This is a genomic window from Actinomadura sp. K4S16 (genome assembly GCF_008327685.1).
In the GTDB taxonomy this organism is placed as follows: domain Bacteria; phylum Actinomycetota; class Actinomycetes; order Streptosporangiales; family Streptosporangiaceae; genus Spirillospora.
On record NZ_BDDE01000026.1, the window covers coordinates 143,978 to 161,500 of the forward strand.

Genomic DNA, 17,523 nt, shown 5'->3' on the forward strand with positions numbered 1-17,523 from the left:
GGGTTGAGACGACGCACACTGTGGCCGATGCCAGTCCCGCTCGTGGCGACAGCGCGGGTGGTCGGCGATCGACCGGACGCCCCCGATCACCGATCACCTCGCGGCCGCCGCACCGAGCTTCTGCGCCGACGGTCAGATCAGCAGTTGAAGTACTTTCCGCTTGCGAATTCCTGCATGCCGTCTCCGTCCAGCGACCAGCGGCGGCGGCGGAGGCCCGTCAGGTCCTTTCCGTACACGTGGATCTCCACCGTGTCGGTGCCGGTCAGGTTGTGCATCGAGTGGATGTCGTCGTCGGGGACGAGGACGGACACCGCGCCCGCGGCGTGCCGGTGGTGGTCGACCGGGTTCAGGGTGTCGTCGCCGGCGAGCTCGTAGCGCCGCTCTTCGATGTGGTTGGAGATCAGCCCGATGGCCCCCCACGTCTCGTGGTTGTGGGGAGGGGCGACCTCCCCGGGCGCCCACACGATCGAGCTGATCGTGAAGGTGGGCGAACGGTGCAGGATGTAGCGTCCGCGCCCGTTGTGAGCGGCCGACCGCCGAGTGAACTGGACGGGGATCGGGTCCGGTCGCACGACGAGTTCCTGCAGGAGCTCGGAGACCGTGGTCGCCAGGGCGTCGTCGGGCATCCCGTCTTCGGCCGTGGTGAGGTCGGTCAGGTCGCGGATGAATCGGTCGAGGGCGTTCATGCGGCGTCTTCCTTCGTGATCGACGGGTCAGGGGACGGCGAGGGCCGCCTCCATGCGGTCCAGGGCCTCCGTGAGGATGAGGGGCGAGGTCGCGAAGTTCAGGCGTGCCCACGACGTGCAGGGGCCGGCGAAGTGCTCACCCGCCTGGAGGGCCACGCGAGCGGTCTTCAGGAGGTGCTCGTGGGCCGACCCGCCGCCGGGCGGCAGCCGCGTGAAGTCGAGCCACGCGAAGTACGTGCCTTCGGGCATGTGGGCGTGGACGTCCGGACGGTGGGCCGTCACCCATTCGAAGACCGTCCTGCGGTTCAGTTCGAGGACCTCCAGCACGGTGCTCAGCCACCCGTCCCCGTCGCTCCAGGCGGCGGTGGTCGCGGCGGCGGAGACGCCCGACACCCGGCCGAGCACGCGGTCCGGGAACGTCGCGGTGAACCGCTGCCGCAACCGTTCGGATCCGAAGTGGACGACCGCGCATCGGAGGCCGCCCAGGTTGAACGCCTTCGTGGCCGACTGGAGTGTGACGGTGGTGGCGCCGGAGTCCAGGGCCGCGGTGGAGAAGACGGTGTGGCGGTGCGGGGCGAACACGAGGTCCGCGTGCACCTCGTCGGCGACCACGACGACCCCGTGTTCGAGTGCCACCTCCGACACGTGGCGGAGCTCCTCGGCGGTGAACACCCGGCCGGTCGGGTTGTGCGGGTTGCAGAGCAGCATGAGCCGCACGTCGGGACGCGCGGCCTGCCGCCTGAGCAGGTCGAAGTCGATGACGAAACCACCCGGTCCGTCCACCATCGGCACGTCGGCGACCTCTCGGCCGCTCGCCTCGACGCTCCGGACGAACGGCGGGTAGATGGGGCTGAAGACGATGACCCCGTCTCCGGGCTCGCTGTAGGCCATCACGGCCGCCGTGAGGCCCTGGACCAGGTCGGCGATGACGGCCGTCCTGTCGGCCCTGGCCTCCCAGCCGAAGCGGGCGCGCATGCGTGCGGCGAAGGCCTCGGCCACACCGCGGTGCTCGGCGTCGAACGGGTAGGTGAAGTTCCCCGCCCGTCCCGTGTCCAGCACGGCGCGCCTGACGGCCTCCGCCGGCTGGAAGTCCATGTCGGCCAGCCACATCGGGAGCACGTCGTCGGCGTAGGTGCGCCATTTCTTGCCTCCCTGGGCGCGGAGCCGGGACTCGGCGAGCACCAGCTCAGCCATGGTCTTCTCCGGGTTCGGCCGACCCGCCGGCCTTCGCGTTCGCCAGGAGCTCTTCTCCCAGGCGCTCCTCCCAGTCGAGGTACCGGACCATGTCGTCCCGGTTGCGTTCGAGCAGCCTGGGACGCCGTGCGACCAGTTCCGCGTCCTCCTTCGCCTCGGCCAGCGACACGTCCGCGCCGTCGAGTCCCTCTTCCACCGCCCGGCCCGAGGAGATCCACTCGTTGACGCCTCCTGCGAGCACCGAGACGTTCCGGTGGCCGAGCTCCAATAGCGTTTTCGCCGCCAGCGTCGAGCGGAGTTCCCGATCGGACGCGACCACGAGCCGGGTGTCGGCCGTCGCCTGGGCGCCGATCCGCCGTTCGAGGTCGCCCCGCGGGATCCAGACCGACCCGGGTATGTGGCTCAGCGCGTACTCGCTGCTCCGCCTGACGTCGATCAGCATGCCCGTGCCGTCCCGGAGGAGCTCCGACAGCCCGTCGCCGTCGATCGTCTGGACGTCGGGCCCGGAGAACGCGAGGTCGTCCAGGTAGGCGTTCGGGTCGCCGGCGTCGACGGGGCCGCTCCATTCCGCGAGGCCCCCCGCGAGCCAGGCGACGCGGCGGTATCCGATGCGCGCCAGGAGCCCGGCGCCGATCCTGGCCCGTGTCTCGGTGCCGGAATAGCACACCAGGAGCGCGTCGCGGACGGCGATCTGCTCGTCCACCGCGTTGGCCAACTGGCCCGCGGGGCAGGAGATGGCGCCCGGGATGTGTCCCGCGGTGAATTCCTCGACCAGGCGTACGTCGATGATGTAGCAGGGTTCGCGGCCGTCGCCCGGGGCCGGGAGCTCGGATGCCGCGAGGGGGAACGCGTGCGTGCCGGTGACGAAATCGCGCGCGAACCCGGCGGATCTCGCCGTCCCTTCGGAGCCGGGCTCCGAGCCTGTCCACGGTCTGTGCTCCGTTTCGAGCTCTCGGCCCGACATCACCCATGCCATCGTCCCGTTGCGGAGCGCGAACACGTTGTCGAAGCCGGCCTGCCGCAGGAGATAGGCGCCGACGATGCTCCGTGTGCGGCCTGCGCAATGGACGATGATGGGCGCGGTGCGGTCGGTCCGGTCGATGCCCGCGCCGAAGACCGTGGAGACGAGCTCGCCGCCGGGGACGTGGTAGGCGCCGGGGATGTGGCCTTTGGCGTGTTCGCGCGAGGTGCGCGCGTCGAAGATGAGAGTTCCGCCCGCCTCCGTCAGGGCGGCGACCTCGTCGGGCGTGAGCTGCTGGACCTGGTCGGTCACCGAGAGCCTCTCGCCGAAGGTCTTGCCGATGACGTTGACCCCGTAGGCCGGTGAGCGTCCGTCCGCGGCCCACTGTTGGATGCCGCCGGCGAGCACCCGGACGTCCCGGTAGCCCAGTCGCAGGCAGGTGCGCGCGGCGAGGACGCTTCGAAGGTTCCCGTTCGAGTACAGGACCAGGGGGACGTCCTTCCACGGCACCAGCCGCTCGAGGCAGATCTCGATGAGGCCTCGCGGAAGGGGGCAGCTGCCGGGGATCTGCCCGAGTGCGTACTCTCCCCGCTCTCGAACGTCCAGCAGCGCGTGGGCTCTTCCTTCGGCGCGCCAACGCTCGATCTCATCGAAGTCGACGAAGGCGACGTCATCTACGGCGGTCATGTCATGACTCCTGTCTTCCACAAATCCGGGGGCGTGCCGTTGGCCGGCTAGGGCGAGGGAGATGGTGCGGCACCGCGCGGCGGGATATGGGCCCGCACGGGCGGGACAGGCCCTCGGTGAGCGCGCACGTCGACGCTCACCAGCTGACCGGTGCATCCCTGGGCGAGTCGCGATGTGCCGCGGTCGGCGGTCAGGGTGTTCACGTTGCCGTGGCCGCAGGGCGAGTCGGGGTCAGAGGGGTCCAGCGGGTCGTACCACGCCCCCGTGGAGAGCTGGACGCACCCCTTCTTGATGTCACGTGTGAGGACGGCGCCCGCCAGGCAGCTGCCCTGGGCGCTGCTGATGACCACAAGGCCTCCGGACGCAATGTCCCGCGGGGTCGCGTCCTCGGGATGCATCAGCACGGGCTCGCGCCCGCCGACCTTGGTCTCCTGGCTGGCCGGGCACATGTCCAGTTGGCTGTGCAGGCGGTGCGCGGGCTGGGAGGCCAGCAGGGTGAGCGGATACTCCTCGCTCGGTCCGGCGTCCGGCAGCAGCCAGGTCGGATGGCCCGGGCAGTCGTCGTAGCCGAACGAACGGATGGTCTCGGAGGAGAGTTCGATGCGTCCGCTGGGCGTGCTCAGCCGGAAGGCGTCCGGGTCATGCGCGAAGTCGCGCAGCATGACCTGGTCGTCCGGGGCGTCCGGCAACTCGGTGTGGCCCGCGCTCCAGAACTCGTCGAAAGGCGGAGGGTCCGCCTTCTGACCGGCGACCTCGCCCCGCCAGCGTTCGTAGATCCGGCGCAGCCAGTCGCGCTCCGAACCGTCCTCGGTGAACGCGGACCGGACTCCCATCGCGGCCGCCAGCTCGCTGAAGGTCTCGTAGTCCGTTCTCGCTTCGCCGGGCGGGTCGCAGACCTGATGCATGGCCACCAAGCAGGGATCGTTCCGCGAGGCGCCGATGTCCGACCGTTCGAAGGACGTCGCGCTGGGGACGACGATGTCGGCGTGCCTGGCCGTCGCGGTCCAGAACGGTTCGTGGACGACGACCGTGTCCGGCATCGCCAGCGCCCGGCGCAAGCGCCCGATGTGCTGGTGGTGGTGGAACGGGTTGCCTCCGCACCAGTAGACGAGCCGCGCGTCCGGATAGCGGTGGACGCCTCCGTCGTATTCGAAGCGGGCCCCCGGATTGAGGAGCATGTCGGCGACTCTCGCGACGGGAATGAACGCGTCGACGGGATTGTGTCCCTGCGGAAGGGTGGGCAGAGGGTTCCGCCGCTGAGGGAGGCCCACATCTCCCATGGATCCGTAACCGTGTCCGAACCCGCCTCCGGGCATGCCGATCTGACCGAGGACGGCGGCCAGCGCGATGGCCGTCCACGGCGGCTGCTCCCCGTACCGGGCGCGCTGGAGTGACCAGGTGACCGAGACGAAGGTCCGGTTCGCGGCCATCTGCAAGGCGAGCGTGTGGATCTCGGCGGCCGCGACCCCGGTGATCCCCTCGGCCCATTCGGGGGTCTTCGGGACTCCGTCCTCCGCCCCGAGGAGGTACGCCTCCAGCTGTTCGTAGCCGGCGCACCGCGTGCGGAGGAACTCGATGTCGTGCAGGTGACCGGTGACCAGGACCCAGGCGAGCGCGAGCATCATCGCCACGTCGGTGCCCGGATTGATCGGGCACCATCGGACGTCGGGCCCGGCGGGGCAGTCGGCACGCGACGGGGTCACGGCCACGACGGTGGTGCCGTCGTCGATGATCCGGCCCAGGGCGGCCGCGCCCCGGTGCCGGGTGATCCCTCCGGGGGCCACCTTCAGGTTCTTGGCCGGCAGCCCGCCGAAAGCCACGATCATGGTGGTGTGCTCGGCGAGCACCGACCAGCCGGTCAGCCCGTGGATCGCGTCCACGTCGTGACCGAGCACGTGCGGAAGGAGCACGCTGGACGCGCCCGTGCTGTAGGTGTTCACCGAGCGCGCGTAGCCGCCGATCGTGTTGAGGAACCGGTGCACTTGGCTCTGCGGGTGGTGGAACCGGCCCGCGCTGCCCCACCCGTAGGAGCCGCCGAAGATCGCGGCGTTGCCGTGCAGATCGATGACGCGGTCCAGTTCGGCCGCCAGGAGCGCGGTGAGTTCGGACCAGTCCACGCGGACGAACTCGTCGTGCCCGCGCGCACTGCTGGGACCGGCCCCGTTCTCCAGCCATCCGCGCCGCACCATCGGGTGTCGGATCCTCGCCGGGTGCCCGTTGGCCGTCCCCATGTTGCGCAAGAGGGAGGAAGGGTGCGGATCGAGTTCGTGCGGATCGACGGTGAGCTCTCCGTCTTCCACCCGGGCGCGGAGCGGGCCCCAGTGGGAACTGGTCGGTCTGCCCGGGCTCATGCGACCGGTTCCCTCAGTGGCGGCCTGCGCTCATGCCAGTCGGTCGCGGCCTGCAATGCCATGGCCATGGCGAGGAGGTCCCGGTCCTTCCCGGGGCCGGCCGCCATCTGGAGTCCCACGGGCAGGCCGCCGGACGCCGTCCCGCACGGAACGGAGATCGCCGGCTGGCCGGTGACGTTGAAGCAGTAGGTGTTCGCGAGCAGCACGGCCTGGACCTCTGGTGCCCGCTCGGGGCCGCACTCGGCGACCTTCGGGGCGGTGACGGGGACCGCCGGACCGATCACGGCGTCGAAAAGGCACTGGTCGGCGACCATCTCCGCGGCGAGCCGCCGCCTCTCCTGCTTGGCCGCCCTGTAGCGGGAGGCCGATACCGCCGAGCCCGCCTCGAGCCGCGCCCTGACGTCGTCTCCGTAGCCCCCGGGACGGTCACGGAGCCAGCGGCGGTGCACCTGCGCCGCCTCGAACCCCACGACGGCGCCGGTGACGGCGCGGGCCTCCTCCTCGTGGTGGAGGTCGACCCAGTCGACGGCGGCGCCGAGCCCCTCGATGATCTTGAGAGCGCGGTGGACCACCTCGTACACCTCCGGAGAGGCCGCCGCGAGATGCGACCTGACGACTCCGAGGCGAAGCTCCCGGAGCGAACGCCGACGGTGAGGATCTCGCTGGCCGGTGCCGCCGTCCGCCGGCGCGCCCTCCGCGAGGAGGCTCTGGAGGACGCGGGCGCAGCCGGCCGCCGTGCGGCTGAACACGCCGACGGTGTCGCAGGACGGGCTGAGCGGAAACACCTTCGTCGTCGGGACGAGCCCCAGGCTGGGCTTGAAGCCGGTCACGCCCGTCAGGGCGGCGGGTATGCGCACCGAACCCCCGGTGTCCGTCCCGAGCGAGGCGCCGCACGCCCCGATGGCCACCGAGACGGCGCTGCCGCCGCTCGATCCGCCGCTCACGCACCGCGGGTCCCAGGGGTTGACCGTCGTGCGCGCCTTGGGGTTGACGTTGGTGGCGCCGTACGCGAACTCGTGCATGTTGGCCTTGCCGACGTGCAGCGCTCCGGCGGACGCCAGCCGCCGCCAGGACTCGGCGTCGGCCGCGGCCCGCTCGACGAACCACGAGGAGCCGGCCGTGGTCGGCAGCCCCGCGACGTCGATGTTGTCCTTGACGCTCACCCCGATGGCGGCCAGCCGGCCGGGCGACCCGCGCATGATCTCGTCCTCCGCGCGCTTCGCGCCGGCGAGGAGACGCTCGGCGCTGACCGTCACGAACGCGCCCGTCGTCGGCTCCCAGCGTTCGATCGCGGCCAGGTAGCCGGCGGCGACCTCCGTTGGAGACGCGTCCCGCCGGAGAAGGGCGGCCTGCGTCTCCTCCAGGGTGAGATCGGAAAGCGACGCGGACATCTATCCCGCCTCGTCCGGATCGAGGACGGCGACGCCGATCGAGCGGGGGGCGCCGCCGTTGATCGGCATGATGTCCATGGGGCAGACCGAGAGGTAGGCGACGAGGTCCCGGTGGGCCCGCAGGGTGACGGAGGAACCGGCGGGGGCCGGCGATTCCAGGAAGGTGATCCGGCCTTCGGCGTCGACCGGCGAGTTCTGGAACAGGTTCAGCGGGTCGGGCAGCACCTCCATGGCCGCGTGTCCCTCGGCCCCGAGCGCGGACCGCAGGTTGTCGGCGCAGTTGCGGTGCCCCGGCACGCCGAGTTGCCGATAGCGCCACCGGTCGCAGGGCGGCATCGTCATGTCGTGGATCCCCGGGGAGGAGTCGGCGACGAGGGTGACCAAGGGTTCGCGGCGCCTGGTGACGAAGGTGCTCCCCACCGCCGGGCGGATCGTCCGGATGGAAGCGCGCGAGTGGCTCATCGACGCGAACTCGGCCGGATCGTCGGCCGCGAAGAACCAGGCGTCGACGACCTGGCCGCCGAGCGTGTTGATCACCTCGATCGTCCCGCCCGACGGGACGTGGAAGGTCCCGATCTCGCCGGCCCCGACCGTCGCGGGCCGCCCGGTCATGAGGTCTCCCCCGACGGCGCGGTCAGGTCGATGTCGGCCCATTCGGTGGCGACGAAGCCCACCCGGTCGCCGGAGTGGACGATGGGATCGCGCCGGATGCCGATCACGAGCGCGGGGGTGGGCAGCGAGACCGCCTCCACCTTGTCCCCGTACACGTTGCGGATCTCCCCGAGCGGCCGCCCGGCGGGCACCACGTCGCCGGGCTCGGCGAGTGCGCGGAAGAAGCCTCCCTCGGCCGAGGTGACATGGGTCCGCCGCGTCGCCCTGCAGATCGAGGCGGGACGGTCGCCCGGCGCGTCCGTCTTCGCGGCCGTCCCGGTCTCCGCGGCGAACCGGAGGAGGCCGCGCACCGCCTTCTCCACGGCCGGGCGGTCGTACCGGCCGCCCGCGCCCGCCTCCAGCATGAACGCCCGCTTGCCCAGCTCCAGCATCTGGTAGTCCAGCGCGCCCTCCACCCGGCCGGGCAGTTCGCCCGGGCCGGAGACGTCCATCCGGCAGGCGACGCGCAGGTCGAACAGGGCGATCAGGGACAGCAGCTCGCGTTCGTCACCGGCCGCCGGATGGAGTTTGTAGACGGCATAGTTGCAGGCGTCGAGAAAGGGGCCCATCGTGTGGATGTTGACCACGGTGTCGGCGAGCGGCGACAGCTCGCTGAACAGGCGGTGGGCCAACCGCTGGGTGCCGAGGAAGTCGGACCTTCCGGGAAAGCTCTGGTCGAGGTCCGTCCCGTCGAACGGCGAGTGCTTGCGCCGCTGGTCGAAGGCCAGAGGATTGGCGACGGGCGTCACGATCACATCACCGCGCAGCGGATGCGCCGAAACCGCTCGAAAGAACTCCGTCGCCACGATGGAGGCTTGGGACTCGTCGCCGTGCACCGTCGCGTTGACCCACAGGCACGGGCCGCCGCCCGTGCCCCGGGCGATCATGTAGGGGACGCCGATGGCGTTGCCGCTGGCCAGCCCGCCGACCTCCATCAGCCCTCGATCGACCTCCCCGGCGGCCATGCGGGTGAGGTGGTCGGCCACCGTCGAGTTCATCGCGGGTCTCCTGCGGATCGCGAGCGGATTCCGGCGGCGGCAGGCCGTCCGCCGAGGAAGACGTTCTTCATTTCGGGGTCGTTGAGGATCTCGCCGGCCGGTCCGTTCCGGTGGATCCGGCCGTCCGTCATGACGACGGCGACGTCCGACGCGGCCAGCCCCTCGACCACGTTCTGCTCGACCATGACGACGGACACGCCGCCGGCGGCGATCTCCTGGAGCTTGTCGAAGACCTGGCACCGGGCTTTCGGGGAGAGCCCGAGCGATGGTTCGTCGATGAGGAGGGCCTGCGGACGCACCACCATCGCCATGGCGATCTCAAGAAGTTGCTGCTGGCCCCCGCTGAGGTTTCCGGCCGCCCGCGTCCTGCACGTTGCCAGTGCGGGGAACTCGTCCAACGCCTCCGCGACGGCCGCCGACCGTTCGTTTCGCGGCAGGGTGTAGGCCCCGAGCCGGAGGTTCTCCAGGACGGTCATCTGGGGAAAGTTGCAGCGGCCTTGCGGAACCAGGCTGATGCCCGCTTTCAGGCGTTTCCAGGCCGGCATCCGGCGGACTTCGAGGTCACCGATCCGGACGGAGCCCGTCGACCACCGGGTCAGACCGTAGATGCCGTTCAGAAGGGACGACTTTCCGGCCCCGTTGGGGCCGACGATGGTCGTGACGCTGCCGTCCGCGAAGCCGTGGGTCAGTTCGTTGACGATGGGAACGTCCGCGAGGTATCCCGCGGAGAAGGCGGAAACGCGCAGTCTCGGCTCAGTTCGCATTGTGCTCCGCCTTTCTGCCGAGGAACGCCTCGTACACGGCCGGGTCCTCCCAGATGACCGACGGAGGGCCCTCCGCGAGCTTCCTGCCGGCGTCCAGGACGACGACCGAGGAGCAGCAGGAGGTGATGAACTCGACGTTGTGCTCGATGATGAGGAAGGTCTGGCCTTCCCTGTTCGCCTGGAGGACGGCGTCGAGGATCAGGTCGATGACGCGCGGGTTCACGCCCGCCAGCGGTTCGTCGAGCATCGCGATCCGCGGCTGCGCACCCAGTACCGAGGCCAGCGTGAGCAGCTTCTTCTGGCCGTAGGAGAGGATCCCCGCCGGCGCGGTGCGCAGCCGTTCGAGACCGAACAGCGTCAACCAGGCCCTCGCGCGGTCCGTGTCGGTCCGCCGCCGGCCACCGTGGGACCGTTTCGACCTCGTCAGTCCGCGAAGCGCGAGGTCGATGTGCTCGTCCAGGGTGAGTTCGTCGTAGAGGCGCACGGTCTGGAAGGTCCGCGCCAGGCCTGACCTCGCGATGGTGTGGGGCGCCTTGCCGAAAACGGACCGCCCGTCCAGCAGGATCTGGCCCGCGTCCGGGCGGACGAACCCGGTCACGCAGTCCAGGGCCGTCGACTTGCCCGATCCGTTCGGGCCGATGAGCCCGAGAATCGTGCCCTGTGTGAGGGTGAAATCGACGTCCTGCAGTGCGGCGACGCCCATGAAGGATTTTCCCAGACCCCGCACCTGGAGCGCGGCGGACGCCTTTTCCTGAGAAGCGTTCATCGTTGCCCCTCGACTTTCAAGCTGCGCAGGCGCTTGTTCACCGCCCGCTTTCGGAGGAACCCCCCGGCGCCCTGCGGGGCGAACAGGAGCCCCACCGCCAGGATCACGCCGTAGATGACCAGGCGGGCCTCGTCCGCCACCCGGAGGAACTCGGGAAGGGCCGCGAAGAGCACGGCGCTGTAGACGACGGGCCAGAAGGTCCCCGCGCCGCCGAGGATGACGATGATGAGCATGACCTGCATCAGGTAGAAGTCGAAGATGGAGGGGTCGATCGCCGTGAGCCTGAAGACGTGCAGCGCCCCGGCGAGCCCGGTCACGAACGCGCAGAGGGTGAAGACGGCGAGCTTGTAGGAGTTCGTCGCGTAGCCCTGCGCCTTCGTCAGCGGCTCGTTGTCGCGGATGGCGATCATCACGGTGCCCGCGGACGACTTCACCAGCCGGTGCATGGCCCACAGCGCGCACACCGTGAAGCCGGCGAGGAGGAGGTAGTAGTGCCGGGGCGTGTCCGCCACCAGGTCGACCGGACCGAGCGAGAGCTCGGGGGCGGGAAGCCCGAAGATGCCCTGCCTGCCGCCGGTCACACCGGTCCATTCCGCCGCGACCAGCGCGCAGAGCAACGTGAAGCTGAGCGTGATGATGGCGAAGGCCCCCTCGGACAGGCGCACCGTCACGAATCCGATCGCCGCGGCGACCACCGCCGCGGCCACGCCCGCGCAGAGGAAGGCGAGGGGCTGCCAGATACCGGTATGGGTCACGAGCCAACTGGCCGTGTAACCGCCGATGCCGACGAAGGCGACCTGCGCGAAGGAGAGCATCCCCACGTAGCCGTAAAGGAGGTTGAAGGCCGTTCCCAGCACTATGAAGGTCAGTGCGAGGTTGGCGACGTCGATGTAGTAGTCGTCGGCGACCGCTGCGGGCAGCAGCGCGATCACCGCGGTCGTCAGCAGCAGCGGACGGCGCTGGATCGTTCCCACCAGCCGGCCCGCGAGGGACGGGGCCCCGCCCGCCGCCACCGCGTCGGTCTCGGTGCCGGGGTCGTGCGCGCTCATGGCCGCGGTCACACCCGCACCTCCTTGGAGAACAGCCCCTGCGGCCTCAGCAGCATGATCACGATCATGAACAGGAAGACGCTCACGCTCTGGGTCATCGCCGACCCGTAGCCTCCGGCGAAGCTCTCCAGCACGCCGACGGCGAAGGCGACGATCACTGCGCCGGGCACGCTGCCCAGACCGCCGATGACGACGATGGCGAACACCTTGAACACGATCGTGATGCCCATCTGCGGGCTGACCGTGAACACCGGGGCGAGGGTGGCGCCGGCCAGTCCGGCGAGGCCCACGCCCAGGGCCATCGCGAGCCGGCCGATCCGGGTCGGCGAGATGCCGACGACCAGTGCCGCCGTGGGGTTCTGGGAGACGCCGCGCATGGCCCGGCCCATCTGCGTCCTGCTGAGGAAGAGGTAGAGCGCTCCGAGAGTGACGACGGCCACCACGACGACGAGCGCGCGGCCCGCCGGGACCGTCACCTCCCCCAGGGCCACGTGCCCCTGCGGCCTGGCGTCCTCGGGGAGCTGCCGCGGACCGGCGCCCCACAGCATGATCGCTCCATTCTGGACGATCATGGCCAGCCCCAGGGTGAGCAGCAGGGTCCTGGAGAACGCGCCATCCGGGGGAAGGCGCCGCAGCAGGCCCTCGTGCAGGGCGGCGCCCACCGCCGCCATGATTCCGGCACTGAGCAGGAGCCCCGCCCAATAGCCGCTCTGCGGGATCAAGAAGTAGGCGACGAACGCGCCGAGCATGTACAGCGCGCCATGAGCGAAATTCACGACATTGAGAACGCCGAAGATGACAGCCAGGCCCGCCGCGAGCAATGCATAGCTGGACCCCAGGATCACCCCGTTGACCAGCAGTTCCCATATGTAGGTCGTATCCACGGGAGATTACCTCCAACTCCCGACCTCGCCGAGGCGGCCGGATCAGGTGGTGACGTCGGACTCGATGGTGAGCTTTCCTTCCTTCAGCTGGAGGATGAACGCCTTGTCATGTGCCTGGTTGTGGTCGTCGAATTTCACCGTGCCGCCGGTCAGGGAAGGCATGTCGCTCGTGAGGAGCGCCTTCTGGATGTCGACCGGCTTCGCGCTCTTCGCCCGCCGGATGGCGTCCACGAGGACCATCACGGCGTTGTAGCCCTCGAAGGATTCGTAGGTCGGCGCGGTCCGGTGGCGGCTCTGGTAGAGCCGGCCGAACTTCGCGTTCTCCGGCGTGTCGATGAGCGAGCTGTAGGGGTAGACGCTGGACGATCCGGCGAACTGCTCCTTCTTGAGGATCTCCAGGTTCTGGCCCTCGAACTCGACCCGGCCGGTCACGGGCAGGCGCAGGCCCGCCGCGGCCGCCTGCCGCAGGAATCCCAGGTGGTCGGCGCCGGAGACGTACAGCGCGACGCCCTCGGTCCCGTTGTTGCGGTACTTGCTGATCTGGGTCGAGAAGTCGGCGGTTCCCTGGGCGACGAAGTCGACACCGGTCACCTTGAGACCCTTCTTATCGAGCGCCGCACTGAAGGCCTTCGCGCCGGTACGCCCGTAGGTGCTGTCCTCGGCCAGGATCGCCAGCTTCCGGAGCTTGCCCGCCGAGGCCAGGTAGGTGGCCAGCGCGTCCGCGAGCGTCGCGTCGGACGGGTTGATCCGGAACGTGAACTCGTTGCCGCCCTTGCCCGAGGCGGTGGTGATGTCAGGCGACGTGGACGTCGACACGATGAAAGGCACCCGGTGGCGCTTAGCCAGCGGCATGGCCGAGAGGGTGACCCCGCTGCAGAGCGCGCCGATCACCGCGGCCACCCGCTGCTTGGTGATGAGCTTGGTGAGCGAGCTCGCGCCATCGGTCGGGTTGCACGCGTTGTCCTCGGCGGCGAGCGCGAGCTTCCGGCCGCCGAAGACGCCCCCGCCGTCGTTGACCTGGTCGATGGCGAGCTCGACGCCCTTGCGCTCGTTCTCCCCGAGCGACGCGGCGGAGCCGGACAGCGGAGTCGAGAGCCCGATCTTGATCGGCCCCGACTCCCCGCCCCTGGCGGCGCCGCCGCAGCCGCCGGCCAGGAGCGTCAGGGCGGTGGCGATCGCGAGCGTTCCGGTACACCTCATCTGTGCCTCCAGTCGATCGGACGTCTCCCTTACGGCACCCGCCTCGTGACCCCGGCGGATGAGGTAACAGGTTCTGCCCACCCTTCAGCCGACCCGGCGTTCCCCCGGACTTCTCCGGAAGGACGTAACTGCAGTCGACTGCGTGTAGGTACAATCGACTGCACCAAGCTGCTTTGTCAAGAGGTGCATCCGAGCGTTCTCGCTGCTCGAGCCGCATCGCAAGGAGGCGACAGTTGACGAACGAGCCGAGGGGACCCGGCCCGAGGACACCGACGCACAAGCTCATCGCGGAGGAGGCCGGGGTCCATCCCTCCACGGTGTCGAGGATCCTCCGCCGCCCGCCCGGACCGCGGAGGTCCGACTTCGCGGAGACCGAGGCGCGCGTACGCGAGATCGCCAAACGCCTCGGCTATCGGCCGGACCTCACGGCGGCCAGCCTCCGGACCAAGCGCAGCAGGGTCATCGGCGTCCTGATGCCCCGGCTCCACGACGTCGTGCTCGCGGCGATCCTCAGCGGGATCGACGCCGAAGCCTTCAACCTCGGTTACCAGACGATCGTCACCAACACGCACGGGGACCCCGGACAGCGCCTGAAGCGCGTCGAGATGCTCCTCAGCCGCAAGGTGGACGGCCTGGTCATCGGCGACGCCACTCTGGACGAGGGGATCTACGAGGAACTGGGCCGCTCGGAGACCTCGCAGGTCCTCGTCAACCACCGCCAGGCCGGGCACGTTTCGGTGACCGGCAACGACCGGCTCGGCGGACGACTGGTGGGCGAGCACCTCCTGGAGCGCGGCCACCGGGACATCGGCATCATCGCCGGGCCGCGCTACCCCGTCGCCCTCGACCGGGTCCAGGGCTGCGTCGAGGCGTTCGAGCGGGCGGGCATCACCGTCGGCCAGGACCAGATCGTCCACACGGACTTCGATCCGGAGGGGGGCCGGCAGGCGGCCAGGCAGCTCCTCGAACTCCCCCGCCGACCGTCAGCGATCTTCGCCGTGAACGACTCGGCCGCCATAGGCGCCATGGGGACGCTGAGGGACCACGGGTTGACCGTCGGCCGCGACCTGGCACTGGTCGGCTACAACGACATCGCCATCGCGCGGGACCTCCCCATCCCCCTCTCCAGCGTTCACACGCCCCTGCGGGAGATGGGCGAGATGGCGGCGCGCTCGCTCATCGCCATGCTGGAAGGGGAGACCAGCGAATCCACCATGCTTCGTCCCGAGCTGGTGGTCCGCCAGTCGAGCGCCCCCGAGTTCTCGGCACTCTCGTCACACTGACCCCGGCCGACCACCGGGCGAGGGCGGACGTTCCCGGCACCGTTGAAGAGCGTCATGACCACCGAGGACGTCCGCCGCGTCGCTGCGGCCGTGGCCTGCGGCCCTGCGGGTCGACGCCAGGAGAGGCGAACGGTTCTGCGGTCCGACCGTCGGCCGAGGGAGCCGTCAGGTGCCGCGTTCGGTGCGCCAGCGTTCGATCAGGGCGGGCATCTCGCGGAACATGAACCCGTAGAAGTCGCGCATCTCCTGCAGCCGGCGGGCCGCGTGACCGCCGTCCCCGGCGGCGGCGATTCCGCGGTCGGCGGCCTCGAACATCGCCTGGACCATGCCGTTCTGGGACGACATCAGGGTGGCCCAGGCCCCCTCGCGCACCCGGTAGTGCTCGCGGCGGCTGCCCGGCGCCGGGACACGTTCGATCAGCCCGACGGTGGACAGCATCTTGATCGCCCCGGACACGGCACCGGAGCTGATGCCCAGCCGCTCGACCAACTCGGGTGCGGTGATGCTGTCCTGGTCGGCGAACATGAACGCCGCCAGGACTCGCGCGGTCGCCTTCTGAAGACCGCCCTCCGCCAGCACCAGCGCCAGGTACTCGGCCGCCTCGGTGGTGTCCGCCAACCCGTCCCCCTCGGTTCATCTGATCGGATCCTAACAGCTCCGAATCTTCAGAATTCTCTGAAAGTTCTGATACTTTCTGCTCCGTGAACACGGCGATCGAGCTCACCGAGCTCACCAAGACCTATGGCACCCGGCGCGGCCTGCGCGGTCTCACCCTCCAAGTGCAGGCCGGAGAGGTGTTCGGCTACCTGGGCCCCAACGGGGCCGGGAAATCCACCACCATCCGGCTGCTGCTGGACCTGATCCGGCCCACCTCGGGCACCGCCCGCGTGCTGGGCCTGGACCCGCGCGCCGACGCCGTCGAACTGCACCGCCGCATCGGCTACCTGGCCGGCGACTTCGTCGTGGACGGCCGGCAGAAGGCAGGCGAGTGCCTGACGTTCCTGGGCAACCTGCGCGGCGGCGTCCCCGCGCACCGCATCACCGCGCTGGCCGACCGGCTGGAGCTGGACCTGTCCGCCCGGATCAAGACCCTCTCCAAGGGCAACCGGCAGAAGGTCGGCCTGGTGCAGGCGTTCATGCACCAGCCCGAGCTACTGGTCCTGGACGAGCCGACCTCTGGCCTGGATCCCCTGGTGCAGCAGACCTTCCTGGACATGGTGGCCGAGGCGCGAGCCGACGGGCAGACGGTGTTCATGTCCAGCCACATCATGAGCGAGGTCGAGGCGGTCGCCGACCGCGTCGCCATCATCCGCGACGGCGAACTGGCCGCCCTGGACACCGTCGCCGAACTGCGCGCCCGCTCCTTCCTGACGGTGCGGATCACCTTCGCCGACCCGGTCCGAGCCGAGGACTTCGCCGCCCTGCCCGGCGTCACCCAGGTGACCACCGACGGCTCCACGCTCAGCTTCCGCGTCGACGGCTCCCCCGACGCCCTGGTCAAGGCCGCCGCCCGGCACACCGTCACCGCCCTGCGCGCCGACACCCAGGACCTGGAAGAGCTCTTCCACGCCTACTACACCGGTGCTCCCAGCGCCGCCGCCTGACTCACCCTCCGCCATCGCGTCCCCGAAAGGGCGGCACCATGACCACCCCCGTCCCCGGCACGTCCGGCCCGGCCCGCATCTTCAGCGGCTCGATCTTCGCCAAAACCCTTTACGACAACCGTCGCGTCTTCACCGCCTGGGCAGCCGCCACCGGACTGCTGGCGATGATGTACGGCAGCTTCTACCCGCAGATCTCCGCCGACTCCATGGCGAGCGTCCCCGAATCCATGCGGGGCTTCGGTCTCGACGACGTCTCCAGCGCCGCCGGCTACCTCCAAGGCGCCGTGTTCGGCCTGCTCGTCCCCCTTCTGGCCACCTTCTACGGCGCCGCCACCGGAGCCCGCATGATCTCCGCCGACGAGGAGTCCGGCTACCTGGACCTGCTGCTGGCCCACCCCGTCGGCCGCACCCGCCTGCTGCTGCACCGCTTCGCCGCCCTGGCCACCGGCGCCGTCGCCATCGCCGCCGTGGTCCTGGCCGCGATGGCGGCCATCCGCTCCAGTGCCGACCTGGGCGCCATCAGCCTCGGCCACTTCACCGCCCAGGCGATCAACCTGGCGTTGCTCGCCACCGTGTTCGGAGCACTCGCCACCGGTCTCGGCGCCGCCACACGCAAGAGCCGCCCCACCGTCTTCGGCATCACCGCCGGGATCGGCGTCGCCGCCTACGCCCTGCACGGCTTCGCCCCGCAAATAGGCGCCACCTGGCTCCGCAACCTGACCCCGTACCAGTACTACATCGGCGGCGAACCCCTGAAGAACGGCCTCCAACTCGCCGACGCCGCCATCCTGGCCGCAACCGCAGCCGCCTTTATCGCCACCGGTGCCTGGCGCTTCACCCACCGCGACCTCACCTGACCTCGCCCCGCCAAGAGGTGGACGATCGGCACGGCGCCGCGGTCGATAGGGCGGCGGGCTCTTCCGTTGCACCGATACGACATGTCCACGGCTCCACAGCAGGGTCAGGGCCGCCGCGCCCCCGCAGGCCCCAGCCTCCGCCGGGACAAGATGGGCAGCGATCGTCCTGGTCACCGCTCTGCTCTGGATCAACACAT

The 17,523-nt window shown here is 70.2% G+C and carries 16 protein-coding genes; 3 read left to right on the forward strand and 13 right to left on the reverse strand.

Annotated elements, in window-relative coordinates:
* Nucleotides 1-137: 137 nt before the first annotated feature.
* Genes K4S16_RS38425 through K4S16_RS38480 form a run of 12 tightly spaced genes read right to left on the reverse strand, consistent with a single transcriptional unit; the run spans nt 138 to nt 13,582 of the window.
* Nucleotides 138-686: a cysteine dioxygenase family protein gene (locus K4S16_RS38425; protein ID WP_149264005.1), complete on the reverse strand. Its 549-nt coding sequence runs from the start codon at nt 684-686 to the stop codon at nt 138-140.
* A 27-nt stretch (nt 687-713) separates the two neighbouring features.
* Nucleotides 714-1,880, reverse strand: a complete 1,167-nt coding sequence (locus K4S16_RS38430; RefSeq protein WP_149264006.1) for a MalY/PatB family protein — start codon at nt 1,878-1,880, stop codon at nt 714-716.
* Nucleotides 1,873-3,528, reverse strand: a complete 1,656-nt coding sequence (locus tag K4S16_RS38435; protein WP_160161169.1) for a rhodanese-like domain-containing protein — start codon at nt 3,526-3,528, stop codon at nt 1,873-1,875. The genes K4S16_RS38430 and K4S16_RS38435 overlap by 8 nt, the downstream gene beginning before the upstream one ends.
* 47 nt (nt 3,529-3,575) lie before the next feature.
* Nucleotides 3,576-5,879 carry a molybdopterin-dependent oxidoreductase gene (locus K4S16_RS38440; protein WP_149264008.1) on the reverse strand — a complete coding sequence of 768 codons (2,304 nt, stop codon included), beginning with the start codon at nt 5,877-5,879 and terminating at the stop codon, nt 3,576-3,578.
* Complete coding sequence (locus K4S16_RS38445) at nt 5,876-7,270, reverse strand: amidase (protein WP_149264009.1); 1,395 nt, start codon at nt 7,268-7,270, stop codon at nt 5,876-5,878. The genes K4S16_RS38440 and K4S16_RS38445 overlap by 4 nt, the downstream gene beginning before the upstream one ends.
* On the reverse strand, nt 7,271-7,882 hold the full coding sequence (locus K4S16_RS38450; protein ID WP_149264010.1) for an urea carboxylase-associated family protein: 612 nt from the start codon (nt 7,880-7,882) through the stop codon (nt 7,271-7,273).
* Entirely contained in the window at nt 7,879-8,919 is a 1,041-nt protein-coding gene (locus K4S16_RS38455) for a M14 family metallopeptidase (protein WP_149264011.1), read from the reverse strand. The genes K4S16_RS38450 and K4S16_RS38455 overlap by 4 nt, the downstream gene beginning before the upstream one ends.
* The gene (locus K4S16_RS38460) at nt 8,916-9,683 is read right to left on the reverse strand and encodes an ABC transporter ATP-binding protein (protein ID WP_149264012.1); all 768 of its coding nucleotides are present in this window, start codon (nt 9,681-9,683) and stop codon (nt 8,916-8,918) included. The genes K4S16_RS38455 and K4S16_RS38460 overlap by 4 nt, the downstream gene beginning before the upstream one ends.
* Nucleotides 9,673-10,449 carry an ABC transporter ATP-binding protein gene (locus K4S16_RS38465; RefSeq protein WP_149264013.1) on the reverse strand — a complete coding sequence of 259 codons (777 nt, stop codon included), beginning with the start codon at nt 10,447-10,449 and terminating at the stop codon, nt 9,673-9,675. Before K4S16_RS38465 ends, K4S16_RS38460 begins: the two co-directional genes overlap by 11 nt.
* Entirely contained in the window at nt 10,446-11,510 is a 1,065-nt protein-coding gene (locus K4S16_RS38470) for a branched-chain amino acid ABC transporter permease (protein ID WP_149264014.1), read from the reverse strand. Before K4S16_RS38470 ends, K4S16_RS38465 begins: the two co-directional genes overlap by 4 nt.
* Nucleotides 11,507-12,382 (reverse strand): branched-chain amino acid ABC transporter permease, encoded by an 876-nt coding sequence (locus K4S16_RS38475; protein WP_149264015.1) that lies wholly within the window; start codon nt 12,380-12,382, stop codon nt 11,507-11,509. Before K4S16_RS38475 ends, K4S16_RS38470 begins: the two co-directional genes overlap by 4 nt.
* A gap of 42 nt (nt 12,383-12,424) precedes the next feature.
* On the reverse strand, nt 12,425-13,582 hold the full coding sequence (locus K4S16_RS38480) for an ABC transporter substrate-binding protein (RefSeq protein ID WP_149264016.1): 1,158 nt from the start codon (nt 13,580-13,582) through the stop codon (nt 12,425-12,427).
* 233 nt (nt 13,583-13,815) lie between these two features.
* Between K4S16_RS38480 and K4S16_RS38485 the strand changes: the two genes are divergently transcribed.
* Complete coding sequence (locus K4S16_RS38485) at nt 13,816-14,865, forward strand: LacI family DNA-binding transcriptional regulator (RefSeq protein ID WP_149264017.1); 1,050 nt, start codon at nt 13,816-13,818, stop codon at nt 14,863-14,865.
* Nucleotides 14,866-15,030: 165 nt separating this feature from the next.
* On the opposite strand, the gene K4S16_RS38490 is transcribed toward K4S16_RS38485, so the two are convergent.
* Nucleotides 15,031-15,483, reverse strand: coding sequence for a GbsR/MarR family transcriptional regulator (locus K4S16_RS38490; RefSeq protein ID WP_149264018.1), 453 nt, complete (start codon nt 15,481-15,483; stop codon nt 15,031-15,033).
* Between the two features lie 83 nt (nt 15,484-15,566).
* On the opposite strand from K4S16_RS38490, the gene K4S16_RS38495 reads away from it, so the two are divergent.
* Both K4S16_RS38495 and K4S16_RS38500 read left to right on the forward strand, forming a co-directional pair.
* Nucleotides 15,567-16,469 (forward strand): ABC transporter ATP-binding protein, encoded by a 903-nt coding sequence (locus tag K4S16_RS38495; protein ID WP_149264019.1) that lies wholly within the window; start codon nt 15,567-15,569, stop codon nt 16,467-16,469.
* Between the two features lie 38 nt (nt 16,470-16,507).
* On the forward strand, nt 16,508-17,326 hold the full coding sequence (locus tag K4S16_RS38500) for an ABC transporter permease subunit (RefSeq protein WP_149264020.1): 819 nt from the start codon (nt 16,508-16,510) through the stop codon (nt 17,324-17,326).
* Nucleotides 17,327-17,523: the final 197 nt, after the last annotated feature.